12 protein-coding genes and 2 pseudogenes are annotated in these 17,021 nt (G+C 66.9%); 5 read left to right on the top strand and 9 right to left on the bottom strand.

The features are described 5' to 3' along the window. Positions 1 to 4: 4 nt before the first annotated feature. The 6 genes and pseudogenes from SRB17_RS43165 to SRB17_RS43185 form a co-directional block, all read right to left on the bottom strand. On the bottom strand, positions 5 to 2,107 hold the full coding sequence (locus SRB17_RS43165) for a hydantoinase/oxoprolinase family protein (RefSeq protein WP_153547397.1): 2,103 nt from the start codon (positions 2,105 to 2,107) through the stop codon (positions 5 to 7). Positions 2,108 to 2,127: 20 nt separating this feature from the next. Next, a complete protein-coding gene (locus SRB17_RS43170; RefSeq protein WP_228396649.1) occupies positions 2,128 to 3,747 on the bottom strand; it encodes an FAD-dependent monooxygenase in 1,620 nt (539 codons plus the stop codon). A gap of 8 nt (positions 3,748 to 3,755) precedes the next feature. Next, entirely contained in the window at positions 3,756 to 4,538 is a 783-nt protein-coding gene (locus tag SRB17_RS43175) for an alpha/beta hydrolase (RefSeq protein WP_323377554.1), read from the bottom strand. A gap of 38 nt (positions 4,539 to 4,576) precedes the next feature. Then, the gene (locus SRB17_RS43180) at positions 4,577 to 5,017 is read right to left on the bottom strand and encodes a cysteine hydrolase (protein ID WP_323377559.1); all 441 of its coding nucleotides are present in this window, start codon (positions 5,015 to 5,017) and stop codon (positions 4,577 to 4,579) included. A gap of 58 nt (positions 5,018 to 5,075) precedes the next feature. Next, positions 5,076 to 5,153: pseudogene (locus tag SRB17_RS47855) on the bottom strand (cysteine hydrolase); the annotation flags it as partial. Between the two features lie 96 nt (positions 5,154 to 5,249). Beyond that, the gene (locus SRB17_RS43185; protein ID WP_323377555.1) at positions 5,250 to 6,527 is read right to left on the bottom strand and encodes an MFS transporter; all 1,278 of its coding nucleotides are present in this window, start codon (positions 6,525 to 6,527) and stop codon (positions 5,250 to 5,252) included. Between the two features lie 562 nt (positions 6,528 to 7,089). On the opposite strand from SRB17_RS43185, the gene SRB17_RS43190 reads away from it, so the two are divergent. Beyond that, entirely contained in the window at positions 7,090 to 8,697 is a 1,608-nt protein-coding gene (locus tag SRB17_RS43190; protein ID WP_153547402.1) for an acetolactate synthase large subunit, read from the top strand. Between the two features lie 74 nt (positions 8,698 to 8,771). On the opposite strand, the pseudogene SRB17_RS47245 reads toward SRB17_RS43190, so the two are convergent. The 3 genes and pseudogenes from SRB17_RS47245 to SRB17_RS43200 all read right to left on the bottom strand — a co-directional run. Continuing rightward, a pseudogene (locus SRB17_RS47245) lies at positions 8,772 to 9,034 on the bottom strand (IS5/IS1182 family transposase); the annotation flags it as partial. Between the two features lie 179 nt (positions 9,035 to 9,213). Next, the gene (locus tag SRB17_RS43195; protein ID WP_153547404.1) at positions 9,214 to 9,414 is read right to left on the bottom strand and encodes a hypothetical protein; all 201 of its coding nucleotides are present in this window, start codon (positions 9,412 to 9,414) and stop codon (positions 9,214 to 9,216) included. A gap of 497 nt (positions 9,415 to 9,911) precedes the next feature. Beyond that, positions 9,912 to 10,547, bottom strand: a complete 636-nt coding sequence (locus SRB17_RS43200) for a TetR/AcrR family transcriptional regulator (RefSeq protein WP_153547406.1) — start codon at positions 10,545 to 10,547, stop codon at positions 9,912 to 9,914. A gap of 181 nt (positions 10,548 to 10,728) precedes the next feature. Between SRB17_RS43200 and SRB17_RS43205 the strand changes: the two genes are divergently transcribed. The 4 genes from SRB17_RS43205 (at position 10,729) to secY (ending at position 16,668) form a co-directional block, all read left to right on the top strand. Continuing rightward, the gene (locus SRB17_RS43205) at positions 10,729 to 10,944 is read left to right on the top strand and encodes a hypothetical protein (RefSeq protein WP_153547408.1); all 216 of its coding nucleotides are present in this window, start codon (positions 10,729 to 10,731) and stop codon (positions 10,942 to 10,944) included. A 478-nt stretch (positions 10,945 to 11,422) separates the two neighbouring features. Further along, on the top strand, positions 11,423 to 12,157 hold the full coding sequence (locus SRB17_RS47250; RefSeq protein WP_323377556.1) for a transposase family protein: 735 nt from the start codon (positions 11,423 to 11,425) through the stop codon (positions 12,155 to 12,157). A 487-nt stretch (positions 12,158 to 12,644) separates the two neighbouring features. Then, the gene (locus SRB17_RS43220) at positions 12,645 to 15,134 is read left to right on the top strand and encodes a SpoIIE family protein phosphatase (RefSeq protein ID WP_153547409.1); all 2,490 of its coding nucleotides are present in this window, start codon (positions 12,645 to 12,647) and stop codon (positions 15,132 to 15,134) included. Between the two features lie 220 nt (positions 15,135 to 15,354). Beyond that, positions 15,355 to 16,668, top strand: coding sequence for a preprotein translocase subunit SecY (gene secY, locus SRB17_RS43225; protein ID WP_323377558.1), 1,314 nt, complete (start codon positions 15,355 to 15,357; stop codon positions 16,666 to 16,668). Positions 16,669 to 17,021: the final 353 nt, after the last annotated feature.

Genomic DNA, 17,021 nt, shown 5'->3' on the forward strand with positions numbered 1-17,021 from the left:
GTCCTCACTGGTAGCGCAGCACGAGATTGCCGAGGTGGTCGACGCGGCCGGTGGCCCCGGCGGGGACCACGACCACGGTGGTCGGGACGTCGACGATCGCCGGCCCGACAAGCTCGTGACCTGCGCGCAGTCGCGCATAGTCGTAGACGGGGGTGGGCACGAAACCGGTCTGTGAGTCGAGGCAGACCTGGCGTTCTCCGAGCAGAGCCTCCGCCGGGTCAGGGCCATCGGCCTCAGGAACGGCAGGAAGCTTGACGGGAAAGCCCAGGCCGGCCTTGGCCCGTACGCGATAGGTGATCGCCTGCACGCCGGCTTCGCGGTAACCGGCGCCGCTGCCGTTGATGCGCTCGTACTGTTCCTCGAAACGTTCAAGGATCTCGTCACCGGTGTGCTCGGTGAACGCCGTGTCCGGGACGGCCGTCGAGAGTTCGGTGACCTGCATCGAGTAGCGCAGGTCGATCTCACGCTGCAGCGTCACCTCCTCGAACTTCACCTTCTGCCGGTCGAGTGCACGCTGCAGATCGGCTTCCAGGCGGGCGTAGTGGGATTCGAGCACCGTGTGATCGACCGGGAAGGAGGACGGGTCGGAGAGTTCGGCACTCATGATGATGTCCGAGGCCGCGAGTCCGTAGGCCGAGAAGGCGGAGGCGACGGGACCGAGCGGAACGACGACCTCTCCCACTCCCAGGTCCTGGCAGTACCCGGCGCAGTGGGCAGGTCCTGCGCCGCCGAAGGCGTAGACGACGAAGTCGCGGGGGTCGTAACCGGCCTGCACGACGGCCCGGCGCAGGAGGTCTCCCGCCTGCGCGTTCTGCACCTCGTAGATGGCGATGGCGGCTTCCTCGACGGTGAGGCCGAGCGGCTCGGCCACATGTTCGCGGATCGCTTGCCGCGCCAGGTCCATCCGGAGCGGCTTCCGGCCGCCGAGCAGTCCGTGTGGGCTGAGGATGCCGAGGACCAGGTTCGCGTCGGTGTTCGTGGGGCGGGTGCCGCCGTTGCCGTAGCAGGCGGGGCCGGGTACGGCCTCGGCGCTCTGCGGGCCCAGTCGCAGGTTGCCGCCGGCGTCCACGGAGGCGAGTGCGCCGCCGCCCGAGCCGATGGTGTGCACGCGGATGGTCGCCGCGTTGATCGGGAACTGGTTCACGACGGAGCCCGGCGCCATGACCGGCTCCCCGTCGACGATCAGTCCGGCCAGGAACGTCGTGCCGCCGACGTCTGTGGTGATGACATTGCGGTGTCTCAGTTGCTCGGCAAGACGCATCCCGCCGATGACGCCGCCGGACAGGACGGACCCGACCGTGGTGATGGCGTGTTCCGGTGCCCGGTCGGCGGTGATGGTGCCGCCCTCGCTCTGCATGACCAGCAGCGGCCCTTTGAGCCCGCCCTCCTCCAGCTGCTTCTGCAGAGGGAGGAGGTACGTGCGCAGCCGCGGGCCCACCTGGGCATTCATGATCGTGGTGGAGGTCCGCGCGAACTCGCGAATGCGCGGACTGACCTCCGAGGAGAGTGTGACGTACATGTCCGGGGCGATCTCGTGGATCAGCTCGCGGACGCGTTGCTCGTGGGCCCCGTTCTTGAACGACCACAGCAGGCAGACCGCGATCGCCTCGACGCCCTGGTCCACGAGGGCGCGTGCGACTCGGCGGACCTCGTCCTCGTCCAGCGGGACCAGTACCTTCCCCGCGTGGTCGATCCGCTCGGTGACCTCGAGTGCCCGGTACTTCGGGATCAACGGCGCGGGCTTGCGCTGCCGGAGGGTGTCCTGGATCTCATGGGCCGACCGGCCAAGCGTGCGGCCCTCGGCATTCATGATGTAGATCGCGTCCCGGTGGCCCTTCGTGGCGATGAGCCCGACATCGGCCACTTGGCCCTGGACCAGAGCGTTGATCGAGGCGGTCGTGCCGTGGGCGATGTAGTCGGTCTGGGTGAGCAGTTCACCGACACCGATACCCAGCTCGCTCGCGATGTCCTCGATCGCCCGCATGACACCGACCTCGCGGTGCGGCGGCGTGGTCGGCGTCTTGGCCGACACGATCTGGCCCGCACCGTCCGAGGCGACCGCGTCGGTAAACGTGCCGCCCACGTCGATGCCCAATGCGTATGACATGTGCCTTCTCCTGATGATCTCTACTGCTGGTGGGCGGCGACGCGCCCGGTGACTGTGTGGAGGAGCTCGTCGGGACGAGCGTCCGCCCCGCCCATCCAGGCGACGTGCTGGTCAGGACGCACGAGCACCAGCTCGGTGGGATAGCGGTCGGGCCAGCGTCCGGGCAGGTCGACCACGGCCAGGGGAATCCCGAGTTCATCAGCCGCCGAGGTCCAGGACGTCACGCCGACGCCTGTGTCCGTCCTCAGCAGGGTGAAGCCGGGGCCGAGCACGTCGAGCACGGATCGGTCGTCGTCGAGCCAGACATGGGGCAGTCGGAAACCGGGCTGCGCTCGTTCCAGGTAGTCACCCATGGTGATCGCGGTCTGGTCCTCGCCCCCGACCACCAGAGGTGAGCCCGCGTAGTGGTAGCCGAAGCTGAAGCCGTCGGGTGAATATCGATGCGGCTCCGAGACTGCCAGCCGGTCGGCGAACTCCGCGCGAGCCCGCTCGCCGTCCGGGCCGGGCAGATGGATGTCCGGCGAGAATTCCGCGAACGACTTGCGCGCCGCCGACCCCACCGCGCTGGCGAACTGCTCACCCACCGGCTTGCGCTCCAGCTCGTACGCATCCAGCAACGACGGTGGCGCCCAGCCGTGACGGACCGCCGCCAGCATCCAGCTCAGCGTCGCCGCGTCCTGGATTCCCGCGTTCATGCCGAATCCCCCAACGGGAATCCAGATGTGAGCGGCATCGCCGGCCAGGAACACCCGGCCCGTGCGGTACCGCTGGGCGACGAGTCGGCGTCCGGTCCAGCGCACCACACCGAGCACCTCATGCTCGACGGGTCCTCCCACCGCCTCCCGCAAAAGCTCTTCGGGGTCCTCACCCTCGGTGTCATGGTCGGGGGCGAAGGCAACGTGGTTAAGCCACAGCGAGTCACCGTCGATCGCGATCAGCGATGCGATCCGGCGGCCGTAGGTCCAATACGTCCACGCCCGATCCCGTGCGGCCAGCCGCCCGAGTTCGGGTGAGCGGACGAAGGTCGACACGAACTGCTGGATCGCGTCGACACCCTCGTAGCGGATGCCCAACTGGCGTCGCACGGTGCTGTGGGCGCCGTCGCAGCCCACCACGTATGCGCAGTGCAGTGTGCGACGCACCCCGGACGTCTCCACGACCGCTTCGACGTGGTCGTCGTACTGCCGGAATTCGACCAGCCGGGTGCCACGCTCGAGGGTCAGCCCGGGAAGTGTGCTCGCGTGCTGTTCCAGGATGGGCTCGAGGAACAGTTGCGAGATCCGGTGCTGCGGCTCCGGTGTGGGCCAGCCGCCCTTGCCGACACCGTCCAGCACGTCGCGAGACGCCGGCAGGTCGAGGCGGAAGATCTCCTCACCGCTCAGGGTCGTCCGGTACTGGATCGAGGTGGGATAGTCCTCAGGCAGTCCGGCCCGCCGGATGTCGTCCGCAAGTCCGAGCCGCCGGAAGATCTCCATCGACCGCGCGGATGTGGTGTTGCAGCGGGGATTGACGCCCCGTTCCTCGGTCGCCTCCACGACGTGACAGGCCACGCCCCGCCGGGCCAGGTCGATGGCGAGGGTCAGGCCAGCCGGGCCGGCTCCGACCACCAGGACCTCAACTCGGTCCTCACTGCTGCTCATTGGCTGTGTCATGCTCTCAGGAACTCTCCTACTAGGCTGCAGAATTCATCCGGCCGGTCGACGTGGATCCAGTGCCCGGCCCCCGCCACCACCTCGAGGCGGGCATTGGGCAGGTCTTCGACGAGGCGCTCGGAGACCTTGATCTGCGAGACGCGGTCGCACTCCCCGTGAAGGGCGAGGACCGGATTGACGATCTTCGTGAGATCGATGGGAGGGGGGCCGTCCACGACGTCGGCGAGCATGGACCGGAATGCCGATTCTGCTCCAGGACGCAGGGCTTGCCGCAGCCGGATGTCGGCGAGGTTGTCGAGGAGTTCTCCGTGGACGCTCTCGTCGGCGACCAGTCGGCTGAGGGTGGCCCGCATGGACGTCTTGGTCGGGTCGTCGTAGAAGGGGACAGCCGGAGGCAGCGGCCCGGTACCGGCTCCCCCCATGACGACCGCGCGCTCGATCCGGTCAGGCGCCACGGACATGAGGGCCAGGGCCGCAGCTCCGCCGGCGGCCGAGTTGCCGACGAGGTGCACGCGGTCCAGGCCGTGGCGATCGAGGATGCCCAAGACTTGCCGTGCCCGTGCCATGGCCCAGGCCCGCGGCCCGTCGATCCCGGCGGATCCGGCGACCTGCGTGCCGAACCCGAGAAGATCCGGGGCCAGACAGCGGAACTCGTCCGCGAACCGGGAGCGCACGCTCGCCCAGTTGCTCTCGGCGTCGACGCCCGGTCCACCTCCGTGCAGCAGAACGAGAGTGGGACTTGCGCCTGTACGGGCGACATCCTCTGAAATGGCCGACACCTACAGCCTCCTAAGTGGATCGTACGTCTGGTCTGTCTTCACGGCAGCCACGAGAGGAACTCGTCGGTGCCGACCAGCTGCGACGAGGTCAGGGACATCACCCTCAACGCGGCCAGGTGCATGTCTGCGGCGGACATCGGGCCGGCCCCGAGGTCCGGGTAGTCACAGGACGCGCAAGCGTCTGAGATCACCACGGAGCGGAACCCGCGCTCCAAGGCGCCGCGGGCCGTTCCGAGAACGCAGCACTCGGTCGTCATCCCGGTGAGGATCACCGTTTCCACGCCGAGCCCACGCAGGATGATCTCCAGGTCGGTGGCGTAGAACGAGTTGTAGCGGTGCTTCTTGATGACGGGTTCGCCGGGAAGCGGCGTGAGTTCGGGATGGATCTCCGCCCCCCCGCTCGGTGTCGACCAGGGCCTCCCCGGCCGCCACCGGCGGGTACAGATCGCGGTGGATTCCCATGTCCGCCCCGCCGGCACGATGGACGTGCGCGGCGTAGATGACCGCCATCTCACGGCTGCGGGCGGCATCGAGCAGTTTCTGGATGGCGGGAATCACTCGTCGCCCTTCCGGAAACTCCAGCGGCGCGCCCTCCTCCACGAAGTCGTTCTGCATGTCGATGACGAGCAGCGCGGTGCGGTCCACGTCGATCGGCGAACTACTCACATGAACCTCCCGGAGTCTGGATGGCTGGGTGGCGGACAGGAAAGATCATGCTTCCGCCACCACGCCTTCAACGGTTCTGGGTTCGGCCGAAGCACTCTGGATCGCGTGCCCGTAGCGAGCGAGGAGGATCGTCGCGAGCGCGCCGATCAGGCTCGGTATCGCGAAGACCCGGAACAGCGATCCGGGGGCCCAGCCGGCCTCCAGCAGGAAGCCCGCGAGGAGCGGGGCCAGAACGGCACCGAGTCTGCTCACGGCGACGGCCAAGCCGAGCGCCGTCGCCCGGGTCTCGGCCGGATAGAGGCTCGGAACGATGACGTTGATCCCGGAAATCGTGCCGTTCAGGAACAGCCCGACAAGCACCGCCACGACCAACGCGCTGGCCAGCATTCCGAGCGACATGGAGAAGACGACGAGCATGAGGGCGCCGACGACGAAGTAGGCCGCAGTGAGCCGCCGTGGGTCGACCCGGGACGCCAGGACCCCCAGGAGAACTGCACCTGTGACACCACCGAGGCTGAAGAGCAGTCCGCCACTGATGCCCTGCTGGTTGGACATACCCGCCTTCAACAGCAGACTGGGGGTCCACGAGCTCGCGAAGTAGAACACCAGCTGCGCTGCGGTGAACGCCACCCACACCAGCACTGTCCGAACGGCGTTGCTCCCACGGAACAGCGAATCGACTGCTGCCTTGCGCGACACCGACACCACCACGGGAAGCTCCCCGACGGGAGCCCGGCCCATCGAGGCGAGGATCCGGTTGAGCCGGTCCAGCGCCCGGCGCGGGCGACGTACGACGAGGTAGTCCATCGACTCGGGCAGGTAACGGAGCGCGCCCACGAGCATGACCGCCGTAGCGACGCATCCGAATACGAAGACCGACCGCCAGCCGAACGCACCCAGCAGAAACGTCGATGCGATGCCAGCGATGACCGCACCCAGACCGTAGCCCGTGGTGATCAGTGCGACGACCAGTCCCCTGCGCCGGTGGTTGGCGTACTCGGAGGCGAGCACCGGCAGGCTGGCGGCCATCGCTCCTACGGCCGCTCCCGTGACCAGCCTGGCAACGAGAAGCTGACCGAAGTTCTGCGAAACCGACGCGGCGAGCATGCCGAGCGACGCCAGGGCGAGACAGCCGAGGCTGAGTCGACGGCGCCCTATGCGGTCGGCGAGTGGAGCCAGGAACAGGGCGCCGATGGCCATGCCGGCCAGTCCACCGCTGAGCAGAGCCCCGACCCCTGACGGGGACAGATGCCACTCGCGAGCGATCGTCGGCCCGACAAAGGACGTGACCAGGAGGTCGAACCCGTCGATCAGGTTGATCACGAGACACAATGCGACGGCCCTGACCTGGACACGACTCAGCGGTGAGTTCTTGACCTGCTCTAGAACGTTCAAGGGAAACCTCGCTTCATTGCGACGTTCGATTGGCCCCCGTGAGAGGAACTACCACTGGAAGCGGCCCGGTTGCGTGACACTCGGATCTGTATGTAGCGTTCACTCTAGAGCTTTCGAGACAGGTTGGCTACATCCATGACATGGCGGCGTCTTCTTTGGCCCCGAGACTGGCGGGTTCCACGGCGAACGATCTAGAGTGCCCGGTTCGCCGAATGTCGGGCGGCGCGACGGCAATGCGTTCGGCCAGTCGTGGGCACCCCTCCTCGCAGAGGCGCCAACACGGCCTCGTACCGTGAGTCCCCGGCGAACGAGGAACCTCGGTCCGCGCCAAGTCACCGGCTGAATCCCGGTCGCCGCCCTTCGCCGACGGCAGGATCGATCACCTTGGCAAACACATGCGGACGCCGCCGAAGGAAGCACTCACAAGCCCGCACCCCCGAATGCCGGGGCCGGCGCAGGCCGAAAGACAAACGAGAACTGGTCATCTCCCATGAATGGTGCTGAAGCGCTCCTGCGCACCCTCCTCGATAACGATGTCAACACCTGCTTCGCCAACCCTGGTACTTCGGAAATGCAGTTCGTCGCGGCGCTCGACCGCCACACGGATATGCGGGGCGTACTCTGCCTGTTCGAAGGGGTGGCTACAGGTGCCGCCGACGGCTACGCCCGCATGACCGGGCGCCCGGCAGCGACACTGCTCCACCTGGGCCCCGGCCTCGCGAACGGCCTGGCCAACCTGCACAACGCTCGCCGGGCAGGTACGCCGGTCGTCAACGTCGTGGGTGACCACGCCCGCTCGCACAAATCGCTTGATTCACCCCTGGAATCCGACATCGACTCCGCCGCCGCGACCGTGTCCAGCTGGGTGCGCCGGCCCGCGGAACCGGCCGACGTCGGTCCCGACGCTGCAGCCGCGGTGGCCGCCGCACTCTCCGCCGGCGTTCCTGGTGACACCGATCCGTCACGCACGGGCACCTCGGGGGCAGTCTCCACGCTCATCGTGCCGGCGGACCTGTCCTGGTCGGAGGGTGGCCAGCCCGCGACACGGCTCGCGGCGCGATCACTGCGGTCCGTTGCCGACCGTGAGGTGGACACCATTGCCGCGCTGCTCACCGGGCCCGAGACGGTCGCGTTACTGATCGACGGTGCCGGACTCGGCGAGAGCGGCCTGCACGCAGCCGCCCGCATCCACAAGGCCACTGGCACGCCGCTCTTCTGCCCCACCTGGCCCGCCCGGCTCAGGCGCGGCGCGGGTGTGCCCGAGATCCAGCCACTGAGCTACCGGAGCGAGGCGGTCCATCAGCAACTCGGCGGTATCGAGCATCTCGTCCTGATCGGCGCGCGCGAGCCGGTGGCGTCGTTCGCATACCCGGGGCGTCCCGGCAGCTTCGTCCCGTCCGGCACGACCGTGCATCAGATGGTGCCCGAGGCCGGTTTCGACGTCGTCGGGGCGCTGACCCGGCTGGCCGACACGGTCGCGCCGGGCGGTGCCGCCCCGCTGCTGGAACCCGGTGCGCCGTCCTTGATCCCGGATGAGCCGTTGCGCACGCGGAACTGGGCCCAGGTGATCGGTACGGTGCTGCCGCAGGACGCAATCATCGTGGATGAGTCCATTACCGAGGGCATGAACACACTGGCCGCCGCCACCGCGAACGCTCCCGCACACGACGTGCTGGGCTTGAAAGGACTGGCCATCGGCCAAGGCCTGCCGGTGTCCGTCGGCGCTGCCATCGCCTGTCCCGAGCGCCCGGTGATATGTCTGCAGGCCGACGGCAGCGCTCTCTACACCATCTCCGCCCTGTGGACCCAGGCCCGCGAGGGGCTGAACGTGACCACCGTGATCCTCAACAACCGCTCCTACGCGATCCTGCGCGCCGAGCTGGACCGCGTGGGCGCGGGCCGGACCGGACAAGCCGCGGAGGCCCTGCTCGACCTGAGTCGCCCCGACATCGACTTCACAGCGATCGCCACCGGTCTTGGCGTCCCGGCCGGCCGCGCCCGCACCACGGCCGAACTCGCCGAACAGTTCGCGAAGGCGCAGGCGACACCCGGCCCGCACCTGATCGACGCGATTCTGCAGCCCGAAGACGCCGGGTAGATGGCGGACGTGCGCGCCTGGGCGGTCGAGGACGACCACAGCGAGGCCGCCAGGCTGCGCCCGCCCCACACCCCGTGCCGCTTGGCGCCAGCCAGGGCGCGGCCCGGCAGGATGCCGTAGCCGTCGGTCGTGCCCGCGGTGCCCGCGCGTTCTCAGGCCCCGTTCACCGCGGGCGACCGGGAACGCCCGGACACTTCGCCGCCGGGGGCCTTGGTGTACCAGCCGTCAATCGCGATGCGGTCCGGAACGAGGCCGACGATGATGTTCGGTCGCTGATGCGCCGACGATGACAACCCAGCGGATGGTCTGGGCGATGCCGTGGCCGGTTGGTGAGCATGGCCGCGAATCAGTCCCAGTGAAGTTCGGTCAGCCATGATGGCAGCACAGCACAGGGAAGTGAACCGTGTAGAGGCGAAGTTGGCGCTCGTCGTATCCAACATTCTCGTCTCGGTACCCGGCGTGGCGACCATCCCTTGGAAGACAGCCGCCATGGAATTTCCTATGTCACATGTTCCATCAGGAATTGATCTCAGCAACGGTCAGGGCCTCAAGACGCAACGCCGCATCGCGGCGATGTCGTCGCGACTTAGGCATCTCCGCCTGAGCCACAGCGTGGCCGCGTGCTTGATCGGAGCGGTCAGCAGCCACGATGAACACATGAACGCCGGAACTGCCTTCCGCGGTTTGCATCGGGATGCTGACAGACCAGTAGGGCATAACATCTCTCCTGCGGGACATGCCGCGAGCGAGGTGGCTGGGAGATTCATGGTTGCGGTGGCCAGCGATCCGGGGCCGCGTGGACGCGGCCTGCACGGTTCTTGGTCCCGCCAACACGTCGCGAGCCAGGGAATGTTCGTTTGGCAAGATCGGCGAGCTGCATCGTGGTGAGCGTTGCAGGCAAGCGGTGTAGTGCTTGAGACGGACGAAACGATCCGAAGCCGCGCACGAGACACCACGAGATCTTGTATATAGAGCGTTCACTACACAGCGCAGCCTAGCCGTATCACACCCGCCTGTCAAAACCGAACGTTCCGCCTTGACCAATAGGCGAATCACCCACCGTCACGTGGGTTCACCGAAACAGCGTCCGTCCGGCCCTGGACCCACGGGTGGGCGTAAGGCCGGGGACTTGCTCCGGCATGCCCCCATACGACGCATTGCACGCCATCGGCGACGTGACGATCTTCAGCAGACCGTGGCCGCCTTGTCCGCTTCTACTCCGCTGCGCCGCCGCGCTGAGCCGCCAGACCGCGGACCAGGGAAACGAACGGAGCGACCTGCGAGCTGTAGGTCACGTTGTCGAAGCTGTTTGTCACCGAAAAGCCGTCCGTCAACGCTCGCCCGAGGACCGCAAGCTCCTCGACTAGGGCCTTGCCGGCTTTGTCGCCGTTCGGCGCGAAGATCGGAGTGAGTGCTTCCACCCAGGACAGGCGGGCATAGTCCCGGATGCGACGCACGATCTGCCGAACCGCCTCGGCATCCTTCTGCGGGCCGACACTGATCGCGACCAAGAGGCGAAGATAGTCAGGCCTCCGGTCCAGCGAACTGCACGCCGCGGAGAACCACGCTTCGAGACGCTCAAGCGGTGCCAGGTCGTCGAACGAAGACGGATCGGGGAACAAAGCGTGCAACTCTTCGAAGGTGCGTTCGAGGAGCGCCGCCAGTACGCCGAACTTGTTCCCGAAGTGGTAGTAGATCGAACTGGGCGGAAGCCCGGACTGCGCGGACAGATCAGAGATGGCCATGCCGTCGTAGCCCTTTTCGCCGATGAGCGAGCGAGCCGCGTTCAAGATGACCTCACGGCTACTCAAGCCAACAGCAGCCGACGTCGAGCCGGAATCCCTCACCATGCCGCCATCATAGATCCCGGCACCTCTCCCCCACTGGGCGACCCGACGCTGGACGCTTCACCTCGCGGTCGAGCCCTCGGACAGCAGCTACGAGAACCAGAGTTCAAGCTCAGTAATGGTCGGCGAGTGGTACATAGAGCGCATTTCACCCCCGGCGGCCTCGGCGGAGAGTGGACTCATCATGTGCCTGCCCAGCCACACGATCGTCGATCTGCTGCCGTGCGTGTCCACGGGAATAGTCACCGGCAGCATGTACGACAAGATCCGGTACGAGCGTGGCGCCATCCAGCAGCGCATCACCGAGCTGACCGCGGCACGCGACAAGCTCGACAGCGTCATCGAGCACGTCCTACGCGTCGGGATCTACGAAGAACCGACACCACAAGCCGCCGGATGACGATCACGGCCTCGCTCAGTCCCCACCAGACCCGGAACGGTTCACTCGGATACATCCCACCCGCCGAACTCGAGGCCCGCCACAGCACAACAGCCGCCCCAGAACTCACCCTGAAAACCAACTTGATTGGGCCTTGACGCCGAATTCTGGTCACGGGTTATGCGGCTGGTGCCAGCGTAGTTGAGGTTGTTCCGGACGCTGTCTCGTATGCAGGGTCTTTGAGAAGTCTCGAGGTGGGCGGTTCGCCTGCCGAGCACGGTATGTGATGGGTTATCGGCTTCTGTGGGCAGTCACCCCTGGACGCAGAACAGGCATGGCCGCTGGTGATCATGTGGGTGTCGAGTCCGTATGAGCACCGAGCAAGTCCATGCCTGCGAGCCCATCTTCGCGTATGCCGTCGTGCCTGCAACAACTGGGTGGCCCCTTCGGCCCGGCCCCGCTGGAAACAATCGCTGACCTGCGGAAGTATCTGGTCGACGTGCCTGATCCACGCGCCCGTCGCGGCATCCGGCACCCGTGGACGGCCCTGCTTGCCGCCGCGGCCGCCGCCGTTCTGTCCGGAGCTGCATCGATCACAGCGATCGGCGAGTGGGTCACCGACGCACCACAGCGCGTCCTGGCCCTGCTCGGGTTCCGCCCCGACCCGCTGACCGGCCTGTTCCGACCACCCCATGCCACGACGATCCGCCTCGTCCTGGCCGCCGCGGACGGCGACGCCCTGGACCGGGCCATCGGACGCTACCTCCAGGAACGCCAGGCCACGGCCGGCGGCCGGCGGCTCATCGCCGTCGACGGCAAGACACTCCGCGGCTCCCGCACCGCCAGGCGGACCGCCACCGCCCTGATCGCCGCCATGATCTCGTCCGCCCGCGCTGCCGCCAGCTCGGCCAGCACCTCGGGCAAGGCTGGGTCGTCGATCGCGGTGAGGGGGGAAGACGGGCGGCTTCGCGCCTCGGCGGGCGGGTCCGAGCGGCGCCGGTTCGCCGGCGAGCATCCATCCCCATGTCGTCAGCGAGATCCGGTAGATGCGCGCGGAGGACTTCGCGATGCCCGCGCCGGTGAGGTACCGCTCGACCGCTGCGGTGTACGACGAGGGCGGGGCGGACAGAGGCATCACCCGGGTGCGCGACAGCCGGAGCGCGCCCCCGCTCCCGAGCTCGGTCACTGGTTCGATCGTCGCGTCCGTCCCGCCCTTCCGGTGCTGCCGCAGTAAATGCGTACACCTCGCCCCGGTGGCCGGAATCGTCCGTCGCAGGTCGCGATGATCACGGTAGGTGCTCTGCCGCAGTAAATCCGGTATTTACTGCGGCACCATCCTGGCGAGTCACCAGGCGCGCCGGAAGTCCGATAAGGCAACCTCGAAGCTGAATCGCTGCCACCGCCGATCGCTGTGCCGTCGACCCTCGCGCCCGCTCCAGCCCCGAGCCTCACCCTGCGCTACATGTCCGTTCGTCGTAGCTATACGAGAACAGGGCCGCATAGAGAGACCCACACCAAGATCACGATTCGCTACAAACTCGCGAGAGACGGACACGCGCTATAGTGAACGTTACATACAGGAGAGTGTCACGATGGCAACCGCGCTCGATGTCGGGGATCTCAAAGTGGCCTCCGGAGACTTTTCGACTCCGAGCCGCTCGGCCCCCTGGCTACACGCACCCCATACCCCCTTCCCCGACCTACGTGAGGACAACAGCTCGATGACCAGCACCAGCGGGGTAACACTCGTTAATCAAATCGGTAATCAATTGAATACGCGCGAGATATCCGAGTCGGCGGTCGCGATGTTCGACGAGCGTGGGACGGTGGTCGCATGGACGCAGGCCGCCGAGCGGCTTGTCGGGTACTCCGCCGGGGATGTGGTGGGCCGGTCCGTCGCACTCGTACTGCCATTTTCCGAGGGAACGTCGACGATATCGGCGTTCATCGAGAGGTGCCGTGCCCAGAATGGCTGGTGGGGCGTGATGCCGGTGCGCCGCCGGGAAGGTCGCATGATCGACATCAACCTGCGGATCTCGATGTTGTGGGGGCAGGACGGCACAGTCCGGTGGCTTTTGTCCGTGACCGACATCGGCACGGTCTCCGGGGACGCGATGAACGGATCGGTGCGGGAGGCGCTTCTCACCCGCGCGCCGATCGGCATCGTCGTTCGTGACCCGCAGTTGCATTGCCTATGGGTGAACGACACGATGGAGAGCCACGACGGCATCTCCCGTGACCGGCGGCTCGGTCGTCGCCTCACCGATTCACTGCCCGGCTCCGAGTCCGAAGCACTTGAAGCGGTGACGCGGCAGGCGCTGGCGAGCGGCGCCACCGCGGTCCAGGAGTACCGGTTGTGGCCGCCGGGGGATCCGCGCCGGGAGCACGCATTCTCGGCCTCGTTCTTCTGCCTCCAGGACGCGGACGGCAAGGCACTGGGGGTGTGCACCATGAGCGTGGATGTCACCGAGAGCCGACGGGCGCGCGAGCGCCTTGCCATCCTCAGTCAGGCCAGCACGCGCATCGGCAGCACCCTGGACGTCATGCAGACCGGGCAGGAACTGGCCGACCTCGCCGTGCCCGTGCTGGCCGACTATGCCGTCGTCGACCTGGCGGAGTCCATCCCGTGTGGCGAAGAGCCCTTGACCCGATTCGACACGATAGGCGGTCGCCCTCCCGCTTTCCGCCGCGCCGGTGTGGCCTCCATCCACCCAGGGATCCCAGAATCCCCGTGGGCGCGCACAGAGAAGGTCTCCTTCCCCCCGGCCTCGCCCTTCACCAGCGTCCTGCGCACGGGAAGGTCCCACCTGGAACCGGTACTGGACACCTCCCCTGGGACATGGCTCGCCCGCGACCCGGCGCGGGCCAACACGATCCATGAGAACGGGATGCACTCCCTGATGATCGTGCCCATCCGTGTACGGCATTTCGTCCTGGGTGTCGCGGTATTCATCCGCACCGAGGACCCCGTGCCGTTCCGGGAGGATGATCTGCTCCTCGCAGAGGAGCTCGTCACCCGGGCCGCACCGTCCTTGGACAACGCCCGCCAATACACTCGCCAACACACCACGGCCCTGGCACTCCAACGCAACCTGCTCCCACACCGTTTGAAGGGCGGCGCCGCGGTCGAGGCGGCCTCGCGCTATCTGCCCGCCGACATGGACGCCGGCGTCGGAGGCGACTGGTTCGACGTGATCCCGCTGTCCGGCGCCCGGGTGGCCCTCGTCGTCGGCGATGTCGTCGGACACGGCATCAACGCCGCCGCGACCATGGGCAGGCTCCGCACCGCCGTCCGCACCCTCGCCGACATCGATCTGCCCCCCGACGAACTGCTGACCCGCCTCGATGACACCTTCCAACGACTGGCCGAGGACGACGCCGACGCCCTGGATGAAACCCCCGCGGTTGTCGGCGCTACCTGTCTGTATGCCGTCTACGACCCGGCCACCCGCCGGTGCACCATGGCACGGGCCGGACACCCCCCGCCCGCGATCATCGACCCGCAGGGCCAGGTCACCTTTCCCGACCTTCCCTCCGGAAGCCCACTCGGCATCGGGCTGGGCGTCCCCTTCGAGGCCGTGGAGCTGGAACTGCCCGAAGGAAGCCTCCTCGCCCTGTACACCGACGGCCTGATCGAAACCCGCGACGACGACATCGACGTGGGAATGCAACGCCTTGGCACCGCCCTGACACAACCGGCACGCTCCCTGGAAGACCTCTGCACCCGCGCGACGGAGACCCTCCAGGGCCAGGCACCATCCGACGACATCACCCTGCTCCTGGCACGGACCCGCTCACTCAGCCCCACCCAGGTCGCCTCCTGGACACTCCCACACGACCACACCACTGTCCACAACGCCCGGCACATGGCAGCCCGCCAACTGACCGAATGGGGACTGGAAAGTCTCCAGGACCCCACGCAACTGATCGTCAGCGAACTGGTCACCAATGCCATCCTCCACAGCACAGGACCGATCGGCCTGCGCCTGATCCACCACCAAGTCCTGACCTGCGAAGTATTCGACACCAACGCCAACTCCCCGCGTCAGCGTCGCGCAAGCACCATCGACGAAAACGGACGCGGCCTCTTCCTGGTCGCCCAACTGTCCCGCAGATGGGGCTCCCGCACGGTATCCGGCGGCAAGGTCATCTGGGCCGAACAAGACCTGAACTCCGCCCCCTCACACGCACGAGCTGGCGCGGCTGCGTGAGCCGCGACGATATTGCGAGAGTGAACGTTTAGTCTCGCACCCTGTTGGCTCGCGTGATTCTCGTTGGATGGGTGCCAGGCACAGAGCGAAGGAAGCCGTCACCTAACCCCAATATGGCTTTTTCAATCACTAAAACGGCAGCATCGCCGATGTGCCGATGTTCTGCCGAAAATCTCTGACCCTCACGACGACACATGCACGTAGGGTCGCCGGAGGCACTGTGTTCGCCACATTCGCCCATGCGCTCAAGACGCCTGACCTGCGCCAGAAGCTACTCTTCACGCTCGGCATCATCGTGGTGTACCGGATAGGCACCCACGTCCCGATCCCAGGTGTCAACTACAAGGCAGTCCAGCAGTGCCTCGACCAGACGTCAGGCAGCCAGGGGCTGTTCGGGCTGGTCAACCTCTTCAGCGGAGGCGCCCTGCTGCAGATCACCATCTTCGCACTCGGCATCCTCCCCTACATCACCGCCGGCATCATCCTGCAGCTGCTGACCGTGGTCATCCCGCGCCTGGAAGCCCTGAAGAAGGAGGGTCAGGCCGGCACGACGAAGATCACGCAGTACACCCGCTACCTGACCGTGGCACTCGCCGTCCTCCAGGGCACCGGCCTGGTGGCCACAGCCCGCAGCGGCTCCCTCTTCTCCGGCTGCTCGGTCGCCTCCAGCATCGTCCCTGACCAAGCGATCTTCACCACCGTCACGATGATCATCTCCTTGGCCGCCGGCACCTGCCTGGTCATGTGGCTGGGCGAGCTGATCACCGACCGCGGCATCGGAAACGGCATGTCGATCCTGATGTTCATCTCAATCGCGGCCACGACCCCGTCCGCCCTGTGGGCGATCAAGAAGCAGGGGGCCCTGGCCGACGGCTGGATCGAGTTCGGCGGTGTCATCCTCGTCGCTCTGGCCATCATCGGCCTCGTGGTCTTCGTGGAACAGGCGCAGCGCCGCATCCCGGTGCAGTACGCCAAGCGCATGATCGGCCGTCGTTCCTACGGCGGTACATCCGCCTACATTCCACTGAAGCTGAATCAGGCGGGCGTCATCCCGGTCATCTTCGCGTCGTCACTTCTCTACATCCCGGCACTGATTGCGCAGTTCTCCGGCGGGGGCTCGGGGTGGAAGGCCTGGATCTCCCAGAATCTGACCAAGAGCGACCACCCGATCTACATCACTGCGTACTCCGTACTCATCATGTTCTTCGCGTTCTTCTACGTCGCGATCACCTTCAACCCGGACGAGGTCGCGGACAACATGAAGCAGTACGGAGGCTTCATCCCGGGGATCAGGGCCGGGCGGCCGACCGCCGAGTATCTGGGCTACGTACTCAACCGGATCACTTGGCCGGGCGCGCTGTATCTGGGGGTGATCGCCCTCATCCCCACCATCGCGCTGGCCACGACCGGGTCGAGCCAGAGTTTCCCGTTCGGCGGGACGAGCATCCTCATCATCGTGGGTGTGGGCCTGGAGACGGTGAAGCAGATCGAAAGCCAGCTCCAGCAGCGCCACTACGAGGGCTTCCTGCGCTGAGCGGCTGCCGCCAGCGAAGCCGCTTCCGGGCGCCTTTGCGAGTCCGCGCCCACGGTGGCCCAGGCATGTCGCCGCCTGGGCCAGGCGTGCACCTTTGGGGCCTCTCCCCAACGTGCTCCGTCGCCGCGAGGACGTCCGGCACTGTCAGGCACTCCACGCCGATGTCGCGTCGACGTGGTGAGGGGGCACCACAGCCGACCCGGGGATCTCGGCGTCGCTCGAATCCTGGTTCTGGCTCACTTTCCGTGCCAGCACCACGGACGGTCACCGAAACCACGATCATGAACGGCCATGGGTGACACGTTCCTTCGCGACCTCTGGTTCCACCGGGTCGACGGCGTCCAGGTCGAAAC

This window comes from Streptomyces sp. RB17, assembly GCF_009604455.1.
GTDB lineage: Bacteria > Actinomycetota > Actinomycetes > Streptomycetales > Streptomycetaceae > Streptomyces.